The sequence below is a fragment of the Duganella vulcania genome (assembly GCF_009857655.1).
GTDB classification, from domain to species: Bacteria; Pseudomonadota; Gammaproteobacteria; order Burkholderiales; family Burkholderiaceae_D; genus Rugamonas; species Rugamonas vulcania.
The window spans coordinates 218,572-234,612 of record NZ_WWCX01000002.1 but is presented as its reverse complement, the minus strand read 5'-3'; the positions used below and the strand labels follow the sequence as shown (position 1 = coordinate 234,612).

Below are 16,041 nucleotides of genomic sequence, written 5' to 3'. Positions count from 1 at the left end.
TAGCAAAAATTAGCCATTTCTGCATGGTTTTTGCGGCTTGGACGATGCAAAATGCTCCGGAATACCGAATTTTTCGATATTTCCCTTGCTCAAACCGGTGCGCCCGGTGTACCGTATGGGACGCTTTGAACACCCCGAAGCTCTATGGTCTGGTCGCAGCAGGCACACAACGCCGCAATCGACGAGACGCGCTTTCATATGTCAGCAGTTTGCTCTAACCCGTGCCACAAGCGCGAGAGGTACGCAGAACCGCTACAGATAGATCCAGCCAAACGAGAGTTTGCAGCTAGCACTGCTTTGCACGTCACTACGGTTGACGGAAGAGGCAGGTGTGACTGCAGAAAAAAAGGGAAGCAGGGCAATGCTGTAGAGGTGGGCCTACTTCGTTAGGAAAGAGCATCCGATCAATCTCCTATGGACCTTGAAAGGAATGTTTCATGAATACCGAAGCAACCGCATCATCCGGAGCGAACACGCTCACAGGCGCTGAAATACTGGTGCGCTGCCTGGCCGAGGAAGGCGTCGAGCACGTCTTTGGCTATCCGGGCGGAGCCGTACTGTATATCTACGACGCCATCTTCAAGCAAGACAAATTCCAACACGTCCTCGTGCGTCACGAACAGGCCGCAGTGCATGCCGCCGATGCGTACTCGCGCAGCTCGAACAAGGTTGGTGTCGCGCTGGTCACGTCCGGTCCGGGCGTCACCAATGCCGTGACAGGTCTTTCCACCGCTTACATGGATTCCATCCCCATGGTCGTGATCTCGGGCCAGGTGCCCAGCCACGCCATCGGCCAGGATGCCTTCCAGGAATGCGACACGGTCGGCATCACCCGCCCCGTGGTCAAGCACAATTTCCTCGTCAAAGACGTCAAGGATTTGGCGGAAACCGTCAAGAAAGCCTTCTTCATCGCCCGCACCGGCCGTCCAGGCCCCGTGCTGGTCGACATCCCGAAGGATATCTCGATGCACAAGACGACGTACTCGTACCCGAAAGAGGTCGAGATGCGTTCGTACAAGCCGGTCGACAAGGGCCACTCCGGCCAGATCCGCAAGGCGGTCCAGCTGCTGCTGCAAGCCGAACGCCCGATGATCTACACCGGCGGCGGCGTGATCCTGGCCAACGCCTCGCCCGAGCTGAACAAGCTGGTCGACAAGCTGGGCTTCCCGGTCACCAACACGCTGATGGGCCTGGGCGCCTACAAGGCGTCGAGCGAAAACTTCGTCGGCATGCCCGGCATGCACGGCACCTATGAAGCGAACATGGCGATGCAGCACTGCGACGTCCTGATCGCCATCGGCGCCCGCTTCGACGACCGCGTGATCGGCAACCCGAAACACTTCGCCTCCAACCCGCGCAAGATCATCCACGTGGACATCGATCCGTCGTCGATCTCCAAGCGCGTGAAGGTGGACATCCCCATCGTCGGCAACGTCAAGGACGTGCTGATCGAATTCCTGGCCCAGCTCGACGCTGCGGACGCCAAGCCGAACGCGCCCGCGCTCAAGGACTGGTGGAAGCAGATCGGCGAATGGCGCGGCCGCGATTGCCTCAAGTTCCCGACCTCGGACCTGGTGATCAAGCCGCAATCCGTGGTGCAGAAGCTGTGGGAAGTGACCAAGGGCGACGCCTTCATCACCTCCGACGTTGGCCAGCACCAGATGTGGGCCGCGCAGTACTACCCGTTCGACAAGCCCAAGCGCTGGGTCAACTCGGGCGGCCTGGGCACGATGGGCGTGGGCCTGCCGTACGCCATGGGCGTGCAGATGGCCAACCCGGACGCCACCGTCGCCTGCATCACCGGCGAAGGCTCGATCCAGATGTGCATCCAGGAACTCGCGACCTGCAAGCAATACCATCTGACGCCGAAGATCATCATGCTGAACAACCGCTTCCTGGGCATGGTCCGCCAGTGGCAGCAGATCGACTACGGTTCGCGCTACTCCGAGTCCTACATGGATTCGCTGCCGAATTTCGAGAAGCTGGCCGAAGCCTACGGCCACGTCGGCATGCGCATCGAGAAACCGGGCGACGTCGACGGCGCGCTGCGCGACGCCTTCGCCATGAAGGACAAGCTGGTCTTCATGAACTTCATTACCGATCAATCGGAAAACGTCTGGCCGATGGTGAAAGCGGGCAAAGGGCTCTCTGAAATGCTGTTGGGTTCGGAGGACTTATAACATGCGACACATTATCTCTGTTTTGCTGGAAAACGAAGCCGGCGCGCTGTCGCGCGTGGTGGGCCTGTTCTCGGCCCGCGGCTACAACATTGAAACGCTGACCGTGGCGCCGACCGAAGACGCGACCTTGTCGCGGATGACCATCGTCACCTCCGGTTCGGACGACATCATCGAACAGATCACCAAGCACCTGAACCGCCTGATCGAGGTGGTGAAGGTGGTGGACCTGACCGAAGGCCAGCACATCGAGCGCGAACTGATGTTGATCAAGGTGCGCGCGGTGGGCAAGGAGCGTGAGGAGATGAAGCGCACGGCGGACATCTTCCGCGGCCGCATCATCGACGTCACCGAGAAGACTTACACGATTGAACTGACCGGCGCCAAGAGCAAGCTCGACGCGTTCATCGATTCGATCGACCGCGCTTCCATCCTGGAAACGGTACGTACCGGCGGTTCCGGCATCGGACGCGGCGAACGCATCCTCAAAGTTTAATCAAATTCAAAAATACTACTAAGGAAATACCATGAAAGTTTTCTACGACAAAGACGCTGACCTCTCCCTGATCAAGGGCAAAAACGTCGCCATCATCGGCTACGGCTCGCAGGGCCACGCCCACGCGCAAAACCTGAGCGACTCCGGCGTCAACGTGACGGTCGGCCTGCGCAAGGGCGGCTCCTCGTGGAGCAAGGTCGAGAAGGCTGGCCTGAAAGTGGCGGAAGTGAACGACGCGGTCAAGGCCGCCGACGTCATCATGATCCTGCTGCCGGACGAGAACATCGCCCAGGTCTACAACGAAAACGTCGCGCCATACGCCAAGCAAGGCGCGGTGCTGGCCTTCGCCCACGGCTTCAACGTGCACTACGGCCAAGTCGTGCCACGCGCCGACCTGGACGTGATCATGGTCGCACCGAAGGCCCCGGGCCACACCGTGCGCGCCACCTACACCCAGGGTGGCGGCGTGCCGCACCTGATCGCCGTGTACCAGGACAAGTCCGGCATCGCCCGTGACATCGCCCTGTCGTACGCCTCGGCCAACGGCGGCGGCCGTGCCGGCATCATCGAAACCAACTTCCGCGAAGAGACCGAGACCGACCTGTTCGGTGAACAGGCTGTCCTGTGCGGCGGCGCGGTCGAGCTGATCAAGGCCGGCTTCGAAACCCTGACCGAAGCGGGCTATGCTCCGGAAATGGCTTACTTCGAATGCTTGCACGAACTGAAGCTGATCGTCGACCTGATCTACGAAGGCGGCATCGCCAACATGAACTACTCGATCTCGAACAACGCGGAATACGGCGAGTACGTGACCGGTCCCAAGGTTGTGACCTCGGCCACCAAGGACGCGATGCGTCAGTGCCTGAAAGACATCCAGACCGGCGAGTACGCCAAGTCCTTCATCCTGGAAAACAAGGCAGGCGCCCCGACCCTGATCTCGCGCCGTCGCCTGACCGCCGAGCACCAGATCGAAGAAGTCGGCGCCAAGCTGCGCGCCATGATGCCTTGGATCGCCAAGAACAAGATGGTCGACCAGTCGAAGAACTAAGCTTTATCTTCGCCACGAAAAAGCCGGCACTGGTTGCCGGCTTTTTTACGTCCGGGCGCGCCGCAGTGAGTTTGCGCGCATATTCCGGCATGTCTTTCAGGTACTATTAACGAACAATACACTTCCTCTTCAAACCATGAAACGTCCTACTTCCGTCACCGTCATCGCCTGGTTCCTGATCGTCACCTCGCTCATCTCCCTGGTTTCCAGCTACGTCAGCATGGACAATCCGCTGGTGCGTGAGCTCATGTCCAAGAGCTTGCTGCCGCTGTCCGTCCAATACGCCATGATGTTCGTGGGCCTGCTCGTGACTGTGGCGACCGGCGTTGCCATGTTGAAGGGACTGGGCTGGGGACGGCTGGTCTATTTCGCGTGGAGCGCGGTGGGCCTCGTGATCGGGCTGGCGACGTCGCCGATGAAGATGGCGATGATACCGGGCGCCGTCCTGCTGGCGATCTTCGCCTTCTTCCTGTACCGCCCGAAGGCCAATGCCTACTTCGGTGGACAGGTGGCGGCCAACGATGCGTAAAGTATTCGGTGTCGTCTGCCAGGTAGTTGCCGGTTTCTTTCTCTACATGGTCAGCATGCTGGCCTTCATGAGCGGGCTTCCGGTGTTGGCCAAGGCGGCCATGCTGGCCGGATTCTCGGTGCCGGCGTTCATCGCGCTTGCCATCGCGCTGGCGCTGACTGGTCTGCGCAACTGGAAGAAGCATACCGGCCTGATGCTGTTGTCCATGTCGGCGTTCAATGGATTCGTTATTTTTTCGATGGCGTGCATGTGGATGAGCGAGGAGTTCCGTCGGATGATGCCACCCGATTCCTTCGCGAACTTCAGCGCATATTTTGCCGGCGCCGTTGTCCTTGCCGCATTCGCGATCCTGGGCTGGATACTATTCAAGTCCGGCGGCGGCACGGCGGAGCAGGGGCGTGCCGGCGCGTAGCACAGTTGCAGGGACTCCGGCGAAGCGGCCTGTAGCAAAGAAAAATGGGAATTAAGGATGACGCGCGTCGATACGTGCTCGGTATTCGAAGTCAGCGCGAAGCAGGTTATTCGCGGTAAATCTGTTTATACGATATAAATTATTCTCCGGCCTCAGCCTTTCGACAGGGCGCGCGTCGATGGACGCAGGCTTAGTATCACGGTGCCGATCGTGCCCAGCACGATCAGCGCTACCGCGATCATCTCCGCCTGCGTGGCATGCAAACCAGCCACGTTGAACACCGGATTCACGCGGATCTGCTCGATCAGCAGGCGCTCCACGCCGGCCAGCATCAAATACACCGAGAACAGCCAGCCGATGCCGAACGCATGCTTGCGCAACGCCCACAGCAGCGCGAAGCACAGCGCGGCCATCGCGGTTTCGTACATCGGCGTCGGATACACGCCGGGCAGGGCGATCAGCTCGCCGTAGATGTTGTTGTCGTAGGTCTGCGCCCAGAACCAGGCCGGCAGCCAGTCCGGCTTGAGCGCCATGTTGGCGGCGATGCCCCAGTCGCCGTCGCCCGACACCTGGCAGCCGATGCGCCCGATGGCGTAGCCCAGCATCATGGCCGGCGCCGCCGCGTCCAGCAGTACCGGCAAACGCCAGCGCCGCACGCACACCATGCCGGCCAGCGTACCCAGGATCAGCCCGCCGAAAATGCTCAGGCCCGAACGCGTGAAGATCATGCCCATCGGATCGGCGGCGAACTGGTCGGTGTGCTCCAGGATATGGAACAGCCGCGCGCCGAACACGCCGGCCACCATCACCACCACCATGAAATCGCTGACCACGTCCTGCGGCGGCACGTCGGCGCCGCGCACGCGCGCCGGCCCGATCCGTCCCGCCTCATACAGGCGCTTGAGCTCGGCCCGGAACAGCGCGCCCGCCACCAGCGCGCCCAGCGCCACGAACATGCCGAAGGTTGCCAGCGGCAGCGGCAGGTCATGGCCGGTCCAGGCCTTGATCACATCACTCAGATACGGATACGACATGTAGTGCTTTCAAAAGAGGAGTCTGCTTGCATACTTCGCGCACTGTAGCATAAGGGCGATTGTTACAAACACTCACTATGTCTTACATTTACTACAGGTAATTTCAGGTAAAGTTCGGCTTGTTGTAATTTTAACTTTGGAGCCCGCAATGACCGTCATGAAATCTATCGCCGCAGCCGCTGCCGCCTCCTTCGCGCTCGCCGCGCACGCCGCCCCGCTTGAATCGCTGCCGACCTCCGGCACGCTGGTCGTGGTGCCGGCCTTCGGCGAAGTCAAGCACGCCAATGATCAAGCAATCGCCACGCTGGCGATCGAAGAGCAGGACAAGGACAAGGCCGCCGCCGCCTCGCGCGTCAACCTGAAGATGAAGCAGGGCCTGGACATCGTCAAGCGCGAAGACCCCGGCGCCAGCCTGAAAACCCAGGGTTACTACACCTATCCGGTCTATCCCGAAGAGCGCCAGACCATCAACGGCCAGCCGTCCAAGCCGCGCGTGCCGACCGCCTGGCGCGTCGGCCAGTACCTGCAGGTGACCACCACCAACCTGGAAAAGCTGCCGAAGACCGTGGCCGCCGCCCAGAAGATCCTGACCCTGAACGGCCTGCAATTCGGCCTGACGCCGGAAACCACCCGTCAACTGGACGACCAGCGCATCGCCGCCACCTACAAGAACCTGAACGAGCGCATCAACTCGATCGCCAGCGCAATGGGCCGCAAGGTCGGCGACGCCGTGCTCGACACGGTCGACTTCGAAGGCTCGGGCAACTACGCCCAGGACCGCATGGCCGGCGCCCCGGCACCAATGATGATGCGCGCGGCCAAGATGGAATCCGCCGACGTGGCCGAGCCCAGCTTCGAACCGGGCGAGACCACGCTGCAAATGACCTTGGTCGGCAAGGTCCGCTTCAAGTAAGGCCCGCTGCGCGGCGGCGCGCCTTGAGGTACAGTTACGATTGCCTTTGTATTAATTTTGGAGATCGTGATGACCGTACTGAAACACCTGGCCGCCGCCGTTGCCGCCACCTTGGCGCTGTCCGCGCACGCCGCGCCGCTGGAATCCCTGCCGACCAGCGGCGCGCTGGTCGTCGTGCCCGCGTTCGGCGAAGTCCGCCATGTCAATGACCAGGCCACGATTGTGCTGTCGGTCGAGGAAGTCGACAAGGACAAGTCCGCCGCCGCCTCCCGCGTCAACCAGAAAATGAAGCAGGGCCTGGACATCGTCAAGCAGGAAGATCCCCAGGCCAGCCTGAAAACCCAGGGCTACTACACCTATCCGGTCTATCCCGAGGAACCGGCGCCGGTCAACGGCCAGCCGCGCAAGCCGCGCGTGCCGACCGCCTGGCGCGTGGGCCAGTCCCTGCAGGTGATCACGACCAACCTGGCCGGGCTGCCGAAGACCGTCGCCGCCGCACAGCGCTTGCTGGCGCTGAATAATCTGCACTTCAGCCTGACACCGGAAACCACCCGCAAGCTCGACGACCAGCGCATCGCCGCCACCTACGCCAACCTGAACGAGCGCGTGAACTCGATCGCGCATGCGATGGGCCGCAAGGTGGGCGACGCGGTGATCGACACTATCGATTTCGAAGGCTCGGGCAATTACGCCGACCGCGTCAGCGTCACCGCCTCGCGCGCGATGGCTGCGCCGGCGCCGCCTGCGTATGGCGGCGAAGTGGCCGAACCGAGCTTCGAGCCGGGCGAAACCACGCTGCAGATGCGACTGGTGGGCAAGGTGCGTTTCAAATAAGCAAACCGGGGGCGGAACAGGGCGGACGGCGCGCCGTCCCCTTTTTTGTGGTCGGCTCCTCTATAATGACGGAGCAACATCATCAGTTAAACAGAAACGGAACCCCATGGCCAAATTCCCCCGCCGCCGAGTCAAGAATGGCGCAGCCCAAGCCAAAACGCCCCAGATGTCGCGCTTTAGCCGCTTCGCACGCCGCGCCAGGGGCGAGGACCTCGACCGGCCGCGCCATCGCGGAATCTACCTGCTGCCGAACGCCTTCACCACCGCCGCGCTGTTCTGCGGCTTCTACGCCATCGTCATGGCGATGAACCAGAAATTCGAACACTCCGCCTGGGCCATCTTCATCGCCATGGTGCTCGACGGCCTCGACGGCCGCGTGGCCCGCCTGACCAACACCCAGAGCGAATTCGGCGCCCAGTACGATTCGCTGTCGGACATGGTGTCCTTTGGCGCCGCGCCGGCGCTGGTGATCTACGAATGGTCGCTGCGCGGCCTGGGCAAGCTGGGCTGGATCGCCGCCTTCGTCTACTGCGCCGGCGCCGCGCTGCGCCTGGCCCGCTTCAACACCAACATCGAAGTGGTCGACAAGCGCTTCTTCCAGGGCCTGCCGTCGCCATCGGCCGCCGCGCTGGTGGCCGGCTTCGTGCTGCTGATGGTGGACCAGGAAGTGCCCGGCCTCCAGTTGAGCTGGGTCTCGTGGAGCATCGCCGTGTTCGCCGGCCTGACCATGGTGACCAATGTGCCGTTCTACAGTTTCAAGGACGTGAACTTCCGCAAATCGGTGCCGTTCATCGCGGTGTTCCTGATCGCGCTGGTGTTCGCGCTGGTGTCGATCGATCCGCCGAAGGTACTGTTCCCGATCTTCATCGCCTACGGCCTGTCGGGTTATGTGGTGTCCGCATGGCGGCTGGCCAAGGGCAAGAAGGTCAGCCTGATCCAGATCGACGAGGACAGCAACGACCCCAGCGAACGGCGCTAAACCGCAAGGGGCGGCAGGCCCTGAGAATTCAAGCAACGAAGCAACAGCCACGGAGCCATCATGAGTAACTCATCCAACCGCCTCATCATCTTTGACACCACCCTGCGCGACGGCGAGCAATCACCCGGCGCCTCGATGACCAAGGATGAAAAAATCCGCATCGCCAAGCAGCTGGAACGGCTGCGGGTGGACGTCATCGAAGCAGGCTTCGCGGCAGCCTCGCAAGGGGACTTCGAATCCATCAAGGCGATCGCCTCGGTGGTGCGCGAATCGACCATCTGCTCGCTGTCGCGCGCCAACGACCGCGACATCGCGCGCGCCGCCGAAGCGCTGGCGCCGGCCGAGCGCAAACGCATCCACACCTTCATCGCCACCTCCACGCTGCACATGGAGATGAAGCTGCGCATGCTGCCCGACCAGGTGCTGCTGCAGGCGCGCAACGCGGTGCGCTTCGCCCGCCAGTTCACCGACGACATCGAATTCAGCCCGGAAGACGGCAGCCGCTCGGACGAGGACTTCCTGTGCCGCGTGCTGGAAGGCGTGATCGAGGAGGGCGCGACCACCATCAACTTCCCGGACACGGTGGGCTACGCGGTGCCGGAGATTTTCGGCGAGACCATCCGCCGCCTGCGCGAGCGCATCCCCAATTCCGACAAGGCCATCTGGTCGGTGCACTGCCATAACGACCTGGGGCTGGCCGTGGCCAACTCGCTGGCCGGCGTGATGATCGGCGGCGCGCGCCAGATCGAATGCACCATCAACGGCCTTGGCGAACGCGCCGGCAACACCGCGCTGGAAGAAGTGGTGATGGCGCTGCGCACGCGCAAGGGCTACTACAACCTCGACGTCGGCATCGACACCACGCAGATCGTCGCCGCCTCCAAGATGGTGTCGCAGATCACCGGCTTCGCCGTGCAGCCCAACAAGGCGGTGGTGGGCGCCAACGCGTTCGCGCACGCCTCGGGCATCCACCAGGACGGCATGCTGAAGTCGCGCGAGACCTACGAGATCATGCGCGCCGAAGACGTCGGCTGGACCGCCACCAAGATCGTGCTGGGCAAGCTGTCGGGCCGCAACGCCTTCAAGCAGCGCTTGCAGGAGCTGGGCATCGACCTGGAATCGGAAGCGGAGGTCAACGCCGCCTTCGTCCGCTTCAAGGAGCTGGCCGACCGCAAGGCCGACATCTTCGACGAGGACATCCTGGCGCTGGTGTCGGACGAGGAGCAGGCGCAGGAGCGCGAGTACTACCGCTTCGTCTCGCTGTCCCAGCAATCGAGCTCGGGCCAGACGCCAAGCGCGAAAGTGGTGTTCATGATCGACGGCGAGGAACACGCCTCCGAAGGCAAGGGCGACGGCCCGGTCGACGCCACGGTCAACGCCATCGAATCGGAAGTGGGCAGCGGCGCCGAGCTGGTGCTGTTCTCGGTCAACGCGATCAGCACCGGCACCCAGTCGCAGGGCGAGGTGACGATGCGCTTGTCGAAGGAAGGCCGCATCGTCAACGGCGTGGGCGCCGATCCGGACATCATCGTCGCCTCGGCCAAGGCCTACCTGTCGGCGTTGAACAAGCTGCACTCGAAGATCGAGCGCGTCAATCCACAACCCTGAACGAATATGCGATTTAACATTATCAGCCTGGCCGCGCTTGCGCTTTTCACCTCGACCGTTTCCCATGCCGCCGCAACTGGCGTCAGCCCGGAACGGGTCGCTGGCCAATTCGTGGAAGCGCTGCAGCACCAGCGCTTCAAGGAGGCCGCGGCCATGTTCGTGCCGGAGGCAACGCAAAATGCCGAGCGCACCCTGACGCGCGCCGGCGACAGCCTTGGCGGTTTTGCGACGCTGCATCCTGTCGCGACGCTGCCGGACGGGAAGAGCGTCAAGCTGGAAGTGCCCGCGCATGAAGGTGCGGCGCAGAAGTTTGTTCAATTCCGGTACGCTTCCACCGCCAGCGATGGACAGCCGGTGTTTTACGAATTGAACCTCACCGCCGACGGCAAGCCGCCGAAGGTCTTGTCGTTCGGGCTGCATCTTCCCGCGACCGACGCGCCATCGACGAAACGTGCGAATCAACTGGTGAGCGCCATCAACCGTTGATGCGTCGGGCGGTGCGCCGTGCGCTGCGCGTCCGTGGCAGAATGTACGCACAGTGATCGTGAAAGACGCGTATGCCGCCGGAACTCGTCTGCACCATCGGCCATTCGAACCGGTCGATCGAGGACTTCATCACCCTGCTGCGGCAGAACGGTATCGGCTGCGTGCTCGATATCCGGACGGTGCCGAAATCGCGCCACAACCCGCAATTCGGCCAGGACCAGCTGGCGGCCTCGCTGGACGAGGCTGGCATCGAATACCGCTACCTGCCGGGCCTGGGCGGCCTGCGCCGCCCGCATAAAGACTCCCCCAACAGTGGTTGGCGCAACCTGTCGTTTCGCGGGTACGCCGACTACATGCAGACCGCTGAGTTTGCGGACAACGTCGATGCGGTCGTTGAGCTGGGCCGTAACAAAGCCTGCGCGCTGATGTGTGCGGAAGCCGTGCCGTGGCGCTGCCACCGCTCGCTGGTGGCCGACGCCTTGCTGGTGCGTGGCGTTCGTGTCGACGAGATCATCGATGCCCGCCAGCGGCGCCCCCACAAGCTGACGCCGTTTGCCTGCGTCGACGGATTGCGCATCACCTATCCACCGGAGCAGGGGCAGCCGCCGCAGTGATCGTTACGATTATTCATCCAAAGCGGCGGCGCAACGCTTGAGCAAGTCGCAGAGCAGCCGCGCCTCGTCGGCTGACAGCCTGGAGAGCATCTGCCGCTCCACCGCGTCGGCGGCTTTCGCGCCGTCGGCGACGGCCTTTTGACCGGCTTTTGTCAGCTCGGTCATGATAACCCTGCCATGTTCCGGGTGCGGACTCCGCACAATCAACCCTCCGCGTTCGAGATTGACAAGAATCCCCTGCATGGTCTGCGGCGTCACGAACGCCGAGCGGGCCAGGTCGGCATTCGAGATGCGCGGATTGCCCGCGATGGCAAGCAGCACCGCGTTCTGGGGCGCCGTGATGCCGAGCCGCGCGAGTTCGGCATCCAGGCGTTGCCGCAAGCGATGCTGCGTGATCTTCAGGTTGTAGCCAATCCAGTCGGTTCCGCTGCGGGGAGCCGAATTCATCGTTGACATATCAGGGGCCTTACATTAGTATCAGGGTACTGATATTACTTGAAAGGACCTCGCATGACAACCATCACCACACCAATCGGCCCCGACTTCATTGCCTTGCAAGTGCGCGATCTCGACGCATCCCGCAAGTTCTACCTGGAGGTCTTTGGTTTCGAGGCCTCGTCGCATTGTCCTCCCGGCGCGGTGATCTTCAAGACCGCGCCGATCCCGTTGGCGCTGCGGGTGCCCCTGCGTGCGCTACCCGAAGCGGGGCCGCTCGGCGTGGGGATGGCGCTCTGGATCGCGTGCGCCGACGCGGATGCGCTGCACGACTTGATTGTCCAGCGGGGCGGCACGATACTCAGCCCGCTTGCCGACGGCCCCTTCGGCCGCTTCTTCGCCGCCGCCGATCCCGATGGCTATGCGATCACCTTCCATACGGCGCGCAGCTGACGCTTCGTTCCACACCGAAGCAAGCGTCAGATCAACCGGCTATCTTGTCGATTCGATGACCGGCGGTGCCGACGCCGCCTTGATGCATCCTTTACAATGCCGTTAACGATTCTTGCTCAGGAGCGCCACATGATTGCCGTGATCTTCGAAGTCATCCCCAGCGCCGATGGCCGCGCCGAATATCTCGACCGCGCCGCCAACCTGGCGCCGCTGCTGGAAAAGATGGACGGCTTCATTTCCATCGAACGATTTGAAAGCCTGAAGTCTCCAGGCAAGCTGTTGTCGCTGTCGTTCTGGCGGGATGAGCAGGCGGTGCGCGCCTGGCGTGAGCAGGAGCAGCATCGCGAGGCGCAAAGCGCAGGCCGCGCCGGCGTGTTCGACAATTATCGCCTGCGCGTGGCCAGCGTGATCCGCGACTACGGTTTGATGGAGCGTGACGAGGCCCCGCCATTCCACCCACCGGTGGCCACGCGATGAGCACCCCGCAACCGCGCTTCGCCCGCGTGGCCGCGGCGATCGGCGATCCGACCCGCGCACTGATGCTGTCACGCCTGCTCGACGGCCGCTTCTACACCGCCACCGATCTGGCGCAGCATGCCGGCGTGTCCGCGCCCACCGCGTCGCAGCACCTGAAACTGCTGGTGGAGGAACGGCTGGCAAGTGTGCGCGCGCAAGGCCGCCACCGCTACTACATGCTGGCCGACGGCAATGTCGCCCATGCGCTGGAAGCGCTGCTGCGCGTGGCCGACGGCGCGCTGCCCGAGACCACGCGCTGGCAGGCGCCGGCCATGCGCGGCCTGCGGCATGCGCGCAGCTGCTATGGCCATCTGGCCGGCGTGCTGGGCGTGGACCTGTGCCGCTGCTTTGTCGACAACGGCTGGGTGAAGGCGGGGGAGGGCGACGGCCACGAATATCCGCTGACGCCGGCCGGCGAAGCGCAGATGCGCCAGTTGGGCGTCCAGCTGTCCGAGGGCGCGCCGGCGCAGCGCCAGTTGTATGGCTGCGTCGACTGGTCCGAACGCCGCGACCATTTCGCCGGCCCGCTGGCGGTCGCATTGCTCGACAACTTCATCGAACGCGGCTGGCTGCGCCGCGGCAGCGATACGCGCGCGCTGGAAGTGCCGGCCAGCGGCCAGGCCGCGCTGGCCGCGTGGCTCAGAAGCGGAACTTGACATAGGCCGCCGGGCCGTTCAGGCGCACATTGACGTCGGTCGCATCGCGGTCGCGATTGAGGCTGATCTTGGTCGCGCTGTATTCGGCCACCACGCCAACGGCGGGCGTCGGGTACCATTCCACACCGATGGCGCCGCCGTAGATATGGCCATGGATGCTGCCGCCGCTCTTCCTGATGCCGCTGGCGTCGACATACATGCGCACGTTCTCCGAGAACGCGTGGCGCCAGCCCAGCTCCAGCAAGGGGGCGAAGGCGCTTTCATTTTCCGAGTAGCTGGCGTTGCCGGCGATCCCGTTCAGCACGCCGCTCGCGGTGCCGTCGAGCCGCGCGCGGTAGTAGGCGGCGCCGACGCCGATGCCGAACACGTCGTTGCCGCTGCCCAGCCACCATTTGTAGGCCAGGTTGGCCAGGTCCAGCTTCAGCTTGGCGTCCAGCTTGCCGTTGCCGGTCAGCGGAATGCCGTTGCGGTTGGTGGTGCCGCTCAGGCTGGGGTTGTAGGTCTTGCTGTAGTTGTAGTAATCGAAGTCCAGGCCCTGCGTGTCGCCCAGCAGCAGTTGCGCCCTCACGCGCGGCAGCGTGACATGGTCGGCCTTGTAGCTGCCGCTGTCGATGTGGCCGTAGTTGGTGTCGCCTTCGAAATTGATGCGTGGATTGGCGTAGTAGGCGCCGAGCGATACGCTGGCGCGGTCCAGCGCCGGGGAGGGATCGGCCCAGGCAAGTGCGGTGGCGGTGCTCAGGGCGAGCAGGGTGGCGGTATGGATGGCATGGCGGGCCTGCGGCGTGCGTAAGATCATGTAAGACTCCGATCGTCTGGCGATTGAATTCCGGAATCTTAGCAACCGGCCGCCGTGTTCAGCGTCGGCGCACTCCCAAGTATGCCGTGGGACTGGTCCTACTCGTCCTCTTCAATACGCGTGGCCAGCGCCGCCGCGATGAACATGGAGACGCCGCCGAGCACCAGCATCATCACGGCGCTGCCGTTAAAGACGTGCGTGAGGAAGTAACCCAGGCAGACGCCGGACACCACCTGCGGAATCACGATCGACATGTTGAACATGCCCATGTACATGCCCATTTTCTTCGCTGGAATCTTCCCCGCGAGGATGGCATACGGCATCGACAAGGTGCTGGCCCACGCCAGCCCGACGCCAGCGAACGACAGCAGCAACACCATCGGCGATGTGATGAAGTAGATCGACAGGAAGCTGAGTCCTCCCACGACCAGCGCCAGCGCATGCGCGGTCTTGCGGCTGGTGCGCGTCGCGATCAGCGGCAGCACGAAGGCAAAGGCGATCGAGGCGGCGTTGTAGACGGCACCGCACACGCCCCACCAGTTGGCGCCTTCGTTGTACAGCGCGGAGGTGGTGTCGGTGGCGTGGTAGATGTGCTGCGTCAGCGTGGCGGTGCCGTAGGTCCACATCGAGAACCAGGTGAACCACGTGAAGAACTGCACCAGCGACAACTGCACCATGATCTTCGGCATGTTGAGGTAGTCGTTGACGAAGCCGCGCAGGCCGGCCGGCGCGTGCGCCTCCGCTTCCTGTTCGGGATGGAACTGGCTCAGCTGCTCGGGCGAGTATTCGCGGGTGCGCAGCACGGTCCACAGCACGGCCGCCAGATAGATCGCGCCGCCGATATAGAAGGCGTAGACCACCGAGTCCGGCGTCTTGCCGGCGGCGGCGGTGTTGGCCACGTCGAACCAGTGCGTCAGCACCCATGGCAGGGCCGAGGCGCCCACCGCGCCCACGCCGATGAAGAAGGTTTGCACCGCATAGCCGGTGGTCAGCTGTTCCTTCGGCAGCAGGTCGCCGACGAAGGCGCGGAACGGCTCCATCGAAATATTGATCGCGACATCGAGCACCAGCAGCATGGCGGCGGCGGTCCACAGCAGGGTCGCGTTCGGCATGCCCAGCATCGCCAGCGTGGCCAGCACGGCGCCCAGGAAGAAGTAGGGCCGGCGCCGGCCCCAGCGGCCCCAGGTGCGGTCGCTCAGGTAGCCGATGATGGGTTGCACCAGCAGGCCGGCCAGCGGCGCCGCGGTCATCAGGAAGCCGATCTTGTCGAGCTCGGCGCCCATGGTCTGGAAAATGCGGGGGACGTTGCTTTGCTGGAGAGCGAAGCCGGCCTGGATGCCGAGAAACCCAAAGCTCATGTTCCAGATGGCCCAGAACGACAGCTTCGGCTTTGGTGTGGGCGCGATGGCGCCGCCGGTTTCGGCCAGTTTCACGTTTGCATGCATGAGGATCTCCGTTTTTGTGGCCGTATTATCTACTTGAAAAAGTAGTTTGGCTACAAAATGCGGGGATCCTGCGTAAAACTGGGTAATTCCTTTGTATCTTCGCTACATTTTAGCGGCGGCGCGATTCTCTTTCCGGATCCGGCCCGTTGACCATGGCCTGGACGATGCCATTGCGGTCGAATTCCACGTGCATCACGGAATCCCACACATTCTGCTCCTTGTAGCGGTACACCCACACATCGCCGTCCACGCTGGCGTAGTGCACCTGCTGCGCCGGCCGGCCGAACGTGCTGAGGACGGTTTGCTTGCTATCCTTGCGCGGCTTGATGGTGGCGAACTTCTCGCTGCTGAGCACCTGCTCGAAGGAAATCAGCTTGCCGTCCGGGCCGATGCGGGCCATGTGGGTGTACTGGCCGAACGGGCCGCCGGCGTACTCCAGCATGATGTCCTGGCCGTTGGCATAGGTGGCGGTGGGCTGGCCCAGCTTGGCCTTGACCGCGTCAACGGGCTCGCCGGCGGCCACTGGAGGGGTGTTGAGGCTGGCGCACGCGCTCAGCGCAGCTGGCAAAATTGCCAGAAATATCAGTTTTTTCATCGCAAACCCCTCTAT

General features: G+C 63.1%; 19 protein-coding genes. 14 read left to right on the top strand and 5 right to left on the bottom strand.

Annotated features, from left to right (window positions below):
• Window positions 1-437 precede the first annotated feature (437 nt).
• From GTP90_RS04095 to GTP90_RS04075, 5 genes are all read left to right on the top strand, one after another.
• Complete coding sequence (locus GTP90_RS04095) at window positions 438-2,180, top strand: acetolactate synthase 3 catalytic subunit (RefSeq protein ID WP_161082283.1); 1,743 nt, start codon at window positions 438-440, stop codon at window positions 2,178-2,180.
• A gap of 1 nt (window position 2,181) precedes the next feature.
• Entirely contained in the window at window positions 2,182-2,673 is a 492-nt protein-coding gene (ilvN, locus tag GTP90_RS04090) for an acetolactate synthase small subunit (protein WP_005666354.1), read from the top strand.
• A 31-nt stretch (window positions 2,674-2,704) separates the two neighbouring features.
• Window positions 2,705-3,721 (top strand): ketol-acid reductoisomerase, encoded by a 1,017-nt coding sequence (gene ilvC, locus GTP90_RS04085; protein ID WP_117013435.1) that lies wholly within the window; start codon window positions 2,705-2,707, stop codon window positions 3,719-3,721.
• A gap of 136 nt (window positions 3,722-3,857) precedes the next feature.
• Window positions 3,858-4,250, top strand: a complete 393-nt coding sequence (locus tag GTP90_RS04080; protein WP_161082282.1) for a hypothetical protein — start codon at window positions 3,858-3,860, stop codon at window positions 4,248-4,250.
• Window positions 4,243-4,662: a hypothetical protein gene (locus GTP90_RS04075; RefSeq protein ID WP_161082281.1), complete on the top strand. Its 420-nt coding sequence runs from the start codon at window positions 4,243-4,245 to the stop codon at window positions 4,660-4,662. The genes GTP90_RS04080 and GTP90_RS04075 overlap by 8 nt, the downstream gene beginning before the upstream one ends.
• A 152-nt stretch (window positions 4,663-4,814) precedes the next feature.
• Here the strand turns inward: GTP90_RS04075 and GTP90_RS04070 are convergent, their stop codons facing one another.
• Window positions 4,815-5,696 (bottom strand): prolipoprotein diacylglyceryl transferase, encoded by an 882-nt coding sequence (locus GTP90_RS04070; RefSeq protein ID WP_161082280.1) that lies wholly within the window; start codon window positions 5,694-5,696, stop codon window positions 4,815-4,817.
• Between the two features lie 148 nt (window positions 5,697-5,844).
• Here GTP90_RS04070 and GTP90_RS04065 point away from each other — a divergent pair, with 148 nt between their 5' ends.
• The 6 genes from GTP90_RS04065 (at window position 5,845) to GTP90_RS04040 (ending at window position 11,130) form a co-directional block, all read left to right on the top strand.
• Window positions 5,845-6,609 carry an SIMPL domain-containing protein gene (locus GTP90_RS04065; RefSeq protein ID WP_161082279.1) on the top strand — a complete coding sequence of 255 codons (765 nt, stop codon included), beginning with the start codon at window positions 5,845-5,847 and terminating at the stop codon, window positions 6,607-6,609.
• Between the two features lie 69 nt (window positions 6,610-6,678).
• Window positions 6,679-7,443 carry an SIMPL domain-containing protein gene (locus GTP90_RS04060; protein WP_161082278.1) on the top strand — a complete coding sequence of 255 codons (765 nt, stop codon included), beginning with the start codon at window positions 6,679-6,681 and terminating at the stop codon, window positions 7,441-7,443.
• A gap of 106 nt (window positions 7,444-7,549) precedes the next feature.
• Window positions 7,550-8,422: a CDP-diacylglycerol--serine O-phosphatidyltransferase gene (gene pssA, locus GTP90_RS04055; RefSeq protein WP_117013442.1), complete on the top strand. Its 873-nt coding sequence runs from the start codon at window positions 7,550-7,552 to the stop codon at window positions 8,420-8,422.
• 60 nt (window positions 8,423-8,482) lie between these two features.
• Window positions 8,483-10,030 (top strand): 2-isopropylmalate synthase, encoded by a 1,548-nt coding sequence (locus GTP90_RS04050; protein ID WP_161082277.1) that lies wholly within the window; start codon window positions 8,483-8,485, stop codon window positions 10,028-10,030.
• Between the two features lie 6 nt (window positions 10,031-10,036).
• On the top strand, window positions 10,037-10,516 hold the full coding sequence (locus GTP90_RS04045) for a hypothetical protein (RefSeq protein ID WP_161082276.1): 480 nt from the start codon (window positions 10,037-10,039) through the stop codon (window positions 10,514-10,516).
• Between the two features lie 71 nt (window positions 10,517-10,587).
• Window positions 10,588-11,130, top strand: coding sequence for a DUF488 domain-containing protein (locus GTP90_RS04040; RefSeq protein ID WP_161082275.1), 543 nt, complete (start codon window positions 10,588-10,590; stop codon window positions 11,128-11,130).
• 9 nt (window positions 11,131-11,139) lie between these two features.
• Here the strand turns inward: GTP90_RS04040 and GTP90_RS04035 are convergent, their stop codons facing one another.
• Entirely contained in the window at window positions 11,140-11,586 is a 447-nt protein-coding gene (locus GTP90_RS04035) for a MarR family winged helix-turn-helix transcriptional regulator (protein ID WP_161082274.1), read from the bottom strand.
• 54 nt (window positions 11,587-11,640) lie between these two features.
• On the opposite strand from GTP90_RS04035, the gene GTP90_RS04030 reads away from it, so the two are divergent.
• The 3 genes from GTP90_RS04030 to GTP90_RS04020 all read left to right on the top strand — a co-directional run bounded on the left by GTP90_RS04030 (window position 11,641) and on the right by GTP90_RS04020 (window position 13,190).
• Window positions 11,641-12,018, top strand: a complete 378-nt coding sequence (locus GTP90_RS04030; protein ID WP_175047965.1) for a VOC family protein — start codon at window positions 11,641-11,643, stop codon at window positions 12,016-12,018.
• A gap of 129 nt (window positions 12,019-12,147) precedes the next feature.
• Window positions 12,148-12,495, top strand: a complete 348-nt coding sequence (locus GTP90_RS04025; protein ID WP_161082273.1) for an antibiotic biosynthesis monooxygenase family protein — start codon at window positions 12,148-12,150, stop codon at window positions 12,493-12,495.
• On the top strand, window positions 12,492-13,190 hold the full coding sequence (locus tag GTP90_RS04020; RefSeq protein WP_161082272.1) for an ArsR/SmtB family transcription factor: 699 nt from the start codon (window positions 12,492-12,494) through the stop codon (window positions 13,188-13,190). The genes GTP90_RS04025 and GTP90_RS04020 overlap by 4 nt, the downstream gene beginning before the upstream one ends.
• Here the strand turns inward: GTP90_RS04020 and GTP90_RS04015 are convergent.
• From GTP90_RS04015 to GTP90_RS04005, 3 genes are all read right to left on the bottom strand, one after another.
• Complete coding sequence (locus tag GTP90_RS04015) at window positions 13,174-13,986, bottom strand: hypothetical protein (RefSeq protein ID WP_161082271.1); 813 nt, start codon at window positions 13,984-13,986, stop codon at window positions 13,174-13,176. The two genes, GTP90_RS04020 and GTP90_RS04015, sit on opposite strands and share 17 nt — an antisense overlap.
• Before the next feature lie 98 nt (window positions 13,987-14,084).
• Window positions 14,085-15,431 carry an MFS transporter gene (locus GTP90_RS04010; RefSeq protein WP_161082270.1) on the bottom strand — a complete coding sequence of 449 codons (1,347 nt, stop codon included), beginning with the start codon at window positions 15,429-15,431 and terminating at the stop codon, window positions 14,085-14,087.
• 109 nt (window positions 15,432-15,540) lie between these two features.
• Window positions 15,541-16,026: a putative periplasmic lipoprotein gene (locus GTP90_RS04005; RefSeq protein WP_161082269.1), complete on the bottom strand. Its 486-nt coding sequence runs from the start codon at window positions 16,024-16,026 to the stop codon at window positions 15,541-15,543.
• Window positions 16,027-16,041: the final 15 nt, after the last annotated feature.